A 7,352-nucleotide genomic window follows, 5' to 3' on the forward strand; every position below is an offset into this window, starting at 1 on the left:
AGATCGCCTCGATGCGCCACTACAAGGACGAGGCCAAGAGCCTCAAGAGCGGTTCCGAGGGCGGCATTGGCCTGGAGAACTTCCAGGACATCAAGCCCGGCGACCAGATCGAGGGTTACCGCATCGACCAGGTTGCCCGTACCGAGTAGGGGGTAGCGCTATGAAGCAAACGCAGGCAACCCGCCGTCTGGGCGAGCAGCTTCGCGAGAAGCTTGGTTATATCCTGCTCTTTGAGGTTTCCGATCCGCGTCTCGACCTAGTTACTTTGACCGCGGTCGAGGTCGCGGTGGACCGTTCGTTCGCGCGTGTGTTCGTGTCGTGCGATGCGAGCCGCTACGACGAGGTCATGGAGGCGCTCGCAAGTGCCAAGGGCCGTATTCGCAGCCTGTTGGCTCGCTCGCTCGATTGGCGTGTCACGCCCGAGCTCGATTTTCGCATCGATCGCTCGACCGATGAGGCCGAGCGCATCACGCGTGCGCTGGAAAACGTTCCCGCCACGCTTGCGATCGAAAAGGACGAGGACGGCTATCCGATAGCGGATGCCGCCCAGGAGGCAGCTTTAGATGACTAATTCCGCCGACCTCGCCTCGTGCGAGTCTGCAGATATTCAGCGACGCATCCTCGAGCTCATCGAGGGTGCGTCCTCCATTGCGATTTCGGGACACACTTCTCCCGATGGCGATGCCCTGGGCTCCGTGCTGGGTCTGGGCCTCTCGCTTATGAAGTTTTTCCCCAACAAGGACATTGCGCTGCTGCTGGCAGACGAGGACCCGGTTCCTCGCATCTACCGCTTTATGGAAGGCTCCGATCGCCTGGTGCCGGCATCTGCGTACACCGGCAATCCCGACCTGTTCATCTCGGTGGACGTGCCGGTCGTCGAGCGCCTCAACAATTCCGCCGAGGTGCTTCGTCGCTCCAAGCATGTGGTGTGCTTCGATCATCATCCGGCGCGCGAGGAGTTTGCCGAGCTCAGTCTGAGACGCGTCAAAGCTGCAGCCTGCGCCATGATCATCGACCGTTTCTTGGACAATTGCGGCATTGTCGCACGTGATGGCGTTGCGACCTGCCTGCTGTGTGGCTTGGTTACCGATACCGGCCGTTTTCAGTACCAAAACGCCGATGCCGCCGCGTTCCATGCGGCCTCGCGCCTGGTGGCGCACGGTGCCGATCCGGCGCGCGTTGCGCTCGAGGTCTACCAGAGCATGCGCGTTGAGTTTTTGCACCTCAAGTCCATTGTCATGGGTCGCATTAAGACGGTCGCGCATGGGCGCGTGGCGTATAGCTATGCCTACCAGAGCGACCTTGAGGCCTGCGGTGTCACCTCGGACGAGTGCGACGGCCTGGTCGATGTGGTGCGTTCGGTGATGGGCGTCGAGGTTTGCATGTTCTTAAAGGGCATTGAGGGCGATACCAAGGTGCGTGGCAACCTGCGCTCCAAGGGCGACCTCGATGTGTCCGAGATTGCTGCCAACTTTGGCGGTGGCGGGCATCATGCCGCCGCCGGCTTTTCCAACAACGGAACAATTCTCGAGACGCTCACCGTGGCACTTCCCATGCTGGCCGAACTGGTAGGGGAGGATCCCGCTTCGGTGACCGTCGAGCTTTAACTTTTTGGATGGTACATGGCTCGTCGTACGCCTTCTCAACTGAATATGCTGCTCGCCGTCGATAAGCCGGTGGGCTGCACGTCCCACGACGTGGTTTCGCAATGCCGATGCTCCCTCCATGAGCGGCGCGTCGGTCATGCCGGCACGCTCGACCCCATGGCCTCGGGTGTCATGGTGGTGGGCGTCGGCCAGGCGACCCGTCTGCTGGGCATGTTAACCCTCGATACCAAAAGCTATGTCGCCGACATTTCGTTTGGCGTCGAGACCAATACCGATGACGCGGAGGGCGAGGCTGTCCGCACAGTGCCCGTTGCCCCCGAGCTGCGCGATCTCGCTTACGCCCGTGAACAGCTGGCCGCTATGCTTGGCCCGCAGATGCAGGTGCCTCCAGCGTTTTCGGCCATCTCGGTCAATGGCGTTCGCGCCTACAAGTCTGCTCGCGAGGGCAATGCGGTGGACCTACCTCCGCGCCCTGTCGAGGTCTATGCCGCCGACCTGATCGCCGTGGGCGGCGAAGGTGATACGTGTGTGTGGACCGTGGCGTTCTCGGTGAGCAAGGGCACCTATATCCGTGCGCTCGCTCGCGACCTGGGCCGCGCCTGTGAGAGCGCCGCGCACATTTCCGCGCTGCGCCGTACGGCCTCCGGTGTTGTTTCCGTTGGCGTCTGTCATGCGGTGGAGGAGCTTTCTCCCGAGTCCGCCGCTGGCTTTTCCCTGGATCCCATTGCGGCCCTGGGCGCAACGCGTGTTGACTTGCCGGGCAATCTTGCCGACGACCTGCTCTGCGGCCGTCGCATTCCCGTTGAGCGTGCGCTTGCCGATTTCGATGCCTCGAAGGCGCCGTTTGCGTTGGTGCTCGATGGGGGACTCAAGGCGCTCGCTCGCATTGAGGGTGGCCGTTTTGTCATGGAGCACGTGTTTCCGCAGGCAATCGGCGGTGTTCGATGATGCTTTCCGCTCGCGAGCTCGCGCGTGTCTTTTTCGCGGGCGAGTCGGACGAGGCTCGCATCGTTGCTGCCGATGCGTTTGATGAGTGCGAGCACTTGGGTGCCGCATCGATTGCCATCGGCGTGTTCGACGGCGTTCACCGTGGACACCAGGAGCTCATCGAAGCGCTTGTCCGTGATGCCCGCGCCCATGGCTGCAAGGCAGTCGTGGTCACCTTCGATCCGGACCCGGACGTCGTGGTGAGCCCTTCGCCCGCTCAAAAATTGATGACGACGGCCGACCGTCTACATGCCCTGGCTCAGACCGGGGTCGATGCGGTGGTGGCCGTTCCCTTTACGCCTGAGGTTGCGGCACTTGACCATGTTGGTTTTCTCTCGCTGGTGTCGCGCGTGGTTGACATTCGTTCGATTCGCGTTGGTAGCGACTTTAGGCTGGGTCGTGGCGGTGCTTCTGGTGTTGCCGAGATGCGCGTCTGGGGTTCCGAGCACGGCGTTGACGTGTATGGTCACGACCTGCTTTGCGAGGGCGGTGAGGCCATTTGTGCCACCCGCATCCGTCATGAGCTGGGACAGGGCCATGTGGAGCTTGCTGCTGAGTTGCTCGGCCGCCCGTATATGGTGCGCGGCGGTGTTACTCGCGGCCGTCATGAGGGTTCTGGCATGGGCTTTCCCACGGCAAACCTGCAAGTTCCCGACGGCATTCAGGTGCCTGCCGATGGTGTGTATGAGGGCCTGGTGCTGGTCAACGACATCGTGTGGCCCGCTGCCGTTAACGTCGGACTGCCGCCGACGTATGCCGACGATGCCGCTTCGGCGCATCTCGAGGCTAATTTAATTGGTTATACGGGCGACCTGTACGGCGCTTCTGTTTCGCTGGCGTTTACGCGCTGGCTGCGCCCCTCGCGTGTGTTTGATTCGCTGGATGAGTTGATCGCGACCGTCGAGGGTAATATCGAGGACATTCGTCACAACTTGGGTGAGCAGGGGGTGAGCATCCGTGATTAGCGATGAGGAAAAAGACCAGGTACGCGCTGCGTCCGACCTGGTTGCCATCGTGCAGGAAACGGTTGAACTCAAGCCCCGCGGCCATGAGTTTTGGGGTTGCTGCCCCTTCCATGGCGAAAAGACGCCGTCTTTCCACATTATCCCCGCCACGCAGGTGTGGCATTGCTTTGGCTGCGGCGAGGGTGGCGATGTCTTCACCTATATTATGAAGCGCGAGAACCTGAGTTTTCCCGAGTCAATCCGTTATTTGGCCGATCGCGCAGGTATTGAGCTGCATGACACCGGAGATCGCCGCGAGCGCGGTACTAAGCGTGCCCGAATCTACGATCTGTGCGCCGAGACCGCCCAGTTCTACCACACCATGCTCATGCGCGGTAAGGACGGCCGTCCGCGCGAGTACTTTGCCAGCCGCGGCATGGGTGGCGATGTCTGCCGCCGCTACTGTCTGGGCTTTGCACCGGGCCGTAACGCGCTGGTGTCACACCTGTCCCAGGCGGGTTTTACCCCGCAGGAGATGATCGATGCCAACGTGGCCGTGAGCCGCGGGCGCGGGCAGCTTGCCGACCGCTTCTACGACCGCGTGATGTTCCCCATTTTTGATGAGCAGGGTCATAACATCGCCTTTGGCGGGCGCATCATGGGTGACGGCCAGCCTAAGTACCTCAACACCGCCGAGACGAGCGTGTTCCACAAAAAGCGAAACCTCTACGGCTTTAATTGGGCCAAGGAGTTTATCGTCGCGCAGGATACCGCCATCGTGGTAGAGGGCTATACCGACTGCATCGCCTGCTGGGAGGCGGGGATTAAAAACGTTGTCGCCACGCTGGGCACCGCGCTCACGGAGCATCACGTCAAGACGCTCACCCGTTTTGCCAAGCGCATCGTCTATATGTTTGACGGAGACGCCGCGGGCCAGAAGGCCGCTCGTCGTGCGATTCAGTTTATCGAGCAGGATTCGATGGACCTGCGCTGCGTGGTGCTCCCCGACGGCAACGACCCCATGGAGTTCATCACGGCGCACGGTGGAGAGGAGCTGCGGAAACGCATTGACGCCGCCGAGCCCCTCATGGACTTTGTGTACCGTTCGCTGCAGGAGTCGAGCGACATCACCACGCCGGGCGGTCGCGCCAAGGCGCTGGAGGACGCTCTCACGCTCATCTATCCGCTGCGCGATAGCTATATGATTGACACGTACTTTATCCAGATTGCCGATCTGTTGGGTTTGGATCTGGAGACGGTGCGAGCGAGTTCGGGTCGCGTGTTTCGCGATGTCGCCAAGCGCGAGGATGCGGAGCGCCGTCGCGAGCAAAACTATAAACGCCAGCGGGCACAGGCTGAGTGGTCCGGTAGCGCGGTCGGTCGGGCGTCGGGTTCTCGCGATGCCGGTCGCGGCGCTTGGGCATCGGGCGCGACGCCTGCAGTAGCGGCGCCGGTCGAGGAAGAGCCGTACGACTACGTCCCGCTCGATGCCTATGGTGCTGCACCAGTGGAGGTCGTTGACGACTTACCGCCGATTGATGTGCCTGACGGTATGTGCTCTGCGCCCGCCGGTGTTCCGGCGGACGCCTCGGCCCCTATGGTTCTTACCGATCTTGAGCGCAAGTCCTTGGCAGGGGAGCGCGAGCTGTTGACGATGCTTACGAGCTACCCCGACCTGTTCCGCACGTATGCCGACCGCATCTGCTCCATCGAGTGGGTTGACCCACGTCACGAGTCCATCGCGTGGGCCGTTCTGGCAACGCCGCCGGGAACCGATCCTGCAGCCTGCATGGATGCGGCGCGCTCGGTGTGTCCCGATGCGGCAACGCTTGTGAGTGCCGGGCGCATCTCGGCGACGAGCAAGCACCCCACCGAGACGAACATCGTGTTTATGCTCGATACGCTCGAGCTCTACACCATCAAACGCCGCATGCGTGCCGCACAGGCCAAGCTGCGCCAGGACCGTTCGCTCGATGATGAGGCCCGTCGCGCGCTGACCGTTCAGGCTGCGCAAGATTCGCAGCGTCAACGCGAACTGCAAAAGTCGATCGGCGGCGTGGCGGACCCGTTCCGTTTGATCGGCCTGGAGGCCGCAGGCACCGAACAAGCCTAGATGTTGTGGTCAACCAGCGTATTCTCGCCTATATCCAGTCCTCTTTTTGGGTATAGACGTCAATGTGTGTGCTAAAGTATTGAGTCCTGTGGACTATGAAGGGAGAATCTGTGCCAAAAAAGACTGAGAGCACGGGTACTGGGCTGGAATCCTACGTTGCAAAGCTCATGGGCAACGGCTCAAACAGGACTTCGGTAACCGAGGACGAGATTCAGGTCGCCCTGAAGGATATCGATGTAACTGATGAGCAGCTCACCGCGGTGTATTCCGCGCTGCGCAACAGCGGCATCCAGATTATCTCCGCGAGCGGTAACGACGACGCCCCCATGGACGTCGACGATGACGATAACGATACCGATACCGACGATTTCGATGACGACGACGAGCACGATTCCGGCTCGCTCGACGATCACGAGCTCAAGATGGCCCGTCAGGCCGACGCCGAGATGGGTTCTTCCAAGAGCAAGAAGAAGCGCACCGTGCGCACGTCCCGTTCACGCTCCCGCGTGCGTGGCATCGATGCCTCCACGGTGATGCTGACCGGCGACCCGGTCCGTATGTACCTCAAGGAGATCGGCAAGGTCGACCTGCTGACCGCCTCCGAAGAGGTCGATCTGGCCATGAAGATCGAGGCCGGTCTTGAGGCCACCGAGAAGCTCGAGGCTGCCGATGCTGGTGAGCTCGAACTCACGCGTGCCGAGATGCGTCGCCTTACGCGCATTGAGAACGTGGGCCTCGAAGCCAAGCAGGCGCTCATCAGCGCAAACCTGCGTCTGGTAGTCTCCATCGCCAAGCGCTATGTCGGTCGCGGCATGCTGTTCCTGGACCTGATTCAGGAGGGCAACCTCGGTCTGATCCGCGCCGTCGAGAAGTTCGACTACCAGAAGGGCTTTAAGTTCTCCACGTACGCCACGTGGTGGATCCGTCAGGCCATCACGCGCGCTATCGCCGACCAGGCCCGTACCATCCGTATTCCCGTGCACATGGTCGAGACCATCAACAAGCTCGTCCGCGTGCAGCGTCAGCTCCTTCAGGACCTGGGCCGCGACCCGACCCCCGAGGAGATCGGTGCCGAGATGGACATGAGCGCCGACCGCGTCCGCGAGATCCAGAAGATCTCGCAGGAGCCCGTGTCGCTCGAGACCCCCATTGGCGAGGAAGAGGATTCCCAACTGGGCGACTTTATCGAGGACTCCCAGGCCATCGTTCCGCCCGATGCCGCCAGCTTCTCCATGCTGCAGGAGCAGCTCACCCAGGTGCTCGACTCGCTTGCCGATCGTGAGCGCAAGGTTATCGAGCTGCGCTTTGGCCTTGTTGACGGACATCCCCGTACACTCGAGGAAGTCGGCCGCGAGTTTGGCGTCACGCGCGAGCGTATCCGCCAGATCGAGTCCAAAACCCTGGCCAAGCTCCGCCACCCGAGCCGCAGCAGCAAGCTCAAGGACTATATCGAAAGCTAGTCAAGCAAGAGGCGCCCTCAAGCACATTCGCTTGGGGGCGCTTTCATGTAGTCGTTGGGGACGTTCTTGAATGACTAGTCGTTTAAGAACGTCCCCAACGACTAGGTCGGAAAATTTCTTAAAAAAGTTCTTGCCCTAAGCTGATTCGTCCGTATAATAAACTTCGTTGCTTGAGAGCACGCACCTATTCCTCGGTAGCTCAATGGTAGAGCACGCGGCTGTTAACCGCGCTGTTGTAGGT

Annotated in this window: 6 protein-coding genes; all 6 read left to right on the forward strand. The window is 61.2% G+C overall.

What is annotated here, in order from left to right; translation table 11 throughout:
* The first annotated feature begins 160 nt into the window (after positions 1–160).
* The 6 genes from rbfA to rpoD all read left to right on the forward strand — a co-directional run bounded on the left by rbfA (position 161) and on the right by rpoD (position 7,111).
* Positions 161–571 (forward strand): 30S ribosome-binding factor RbfA, encoded by a 411-nt coding sequence (gene rbfA / locus I2D41_RS00130; protein WP_117629486.1) that lies wholly within the window; start codon positions 161–163, stop codon positions 569–571.
* Positions 564–1,607 (forward strand): DHH family phosphoesterase, encoded by a 1,044-nt coding sequence (locus tag I2D41_RS00135; RefSeq protein ID WP_195363134.1) that lies wholly within the window; start codon positions 564–566, stop codon positions 1,605–1,607. The genes rbfA and I2D41_RS00135 overlap by 8 nt, the downstream gene beginning before the upstream one ends.
* 15 nt (positions 1,608–1,622) lie before the next feature.
* The gene (gene truB, locus I2D41_RS00140; protein WP_195363135.1) at positions 1,623–2,555 is read left to right on the forward strand and encodes a tRNA pseudouridine(55) synthase TruB; all 933 of its coding nucleotides are present in this window, start codon (positions 1,623–1,625) and stop codon (positions 2,553–2,555) included.
* Positions 2,552–3,559: a riboflavin biosynthesis protein RibF gene (gene ribF, locus I2D41_RS00145; protein ID WP_229042012.1), complete on the forward strand. Its 1,008-nt coding sequence runs from the start codon at positions 2,552–2,554 to the stop codon at positions 3,557–3,559. The genes truB and ribF overlap by 4 nt, the downstream gene beginning before the upstream one ends.
* Positions 3,552–5,651 carry a DNA primase gene (gene dnaG, locus I2D41_RS00150; protein WP_195363136.1) on the forward strand — a complete coding sequence of 700 codons (2,100 nt, stop codon included), beginning with the start codon at positions 3,552–3,554 and terminating at the stop codon, positions 5,649–5,651. The genes ribF and dnaG overlap by 8 nt, the downstream gene beginning before the upstream one ends.
* Before the next feature lie 110 nt (positions 5,652–5,761).
* Positions 5,762–7,111 (forward strand): RNA polymerase sigma factor RpoD, encoded by a 1,350-nt coding sequence (rpoD, locus tag I2D41_RS00155; protein ID WP_195363137.1) that lies wholly within the window; start codon positions 5,762–5,764, stop codon positions 7,109–7,111.
* Positions 7,112–7,352 lie beyond the last annotated feature (241 nt).

Origin of the sequence: Collinsella aerofaciens, from assembly GCF_015552075.1 — a bacterium.
Classification (GTDB): Bacteria; Actinomycetota; Coriobacteriia; order Coriobacteriales; family Coriobacteriaceae; genus Collinsella; species Collinsella aerofaciens_Y.

Bases quoted from the DNA above. Each gene is read 5' to 3' on its own strand.
- rbfA (WP_117629486.1), top strand. From the start codon at position 161: ATGAAGCAAACGCAGGCAACCCGCCGTCTGGGCGAGCAGCTTCGCGAG.
- truB (WP_195363135.1), top strand. From the start codon at position 1,623: ATGGCTCGTCGTACGCCTTCTCAACTGAATATGCTGCTCGCCGTCGAT.
- ribF (WP_229042012.1), top strand. From the start codon at position 2,552: ATGATGCTTTCCGCTCGCGAGCTCGCGCGTGTCTTTTTCGCGGGCGAG.
- I2D41_RS00135 (WP_195363134.1), top strand. From the start codon at position 564: ATGACTAATTCCGCCGACCTCGCCTCGTGCGAGTCTGCAGATATTCAG.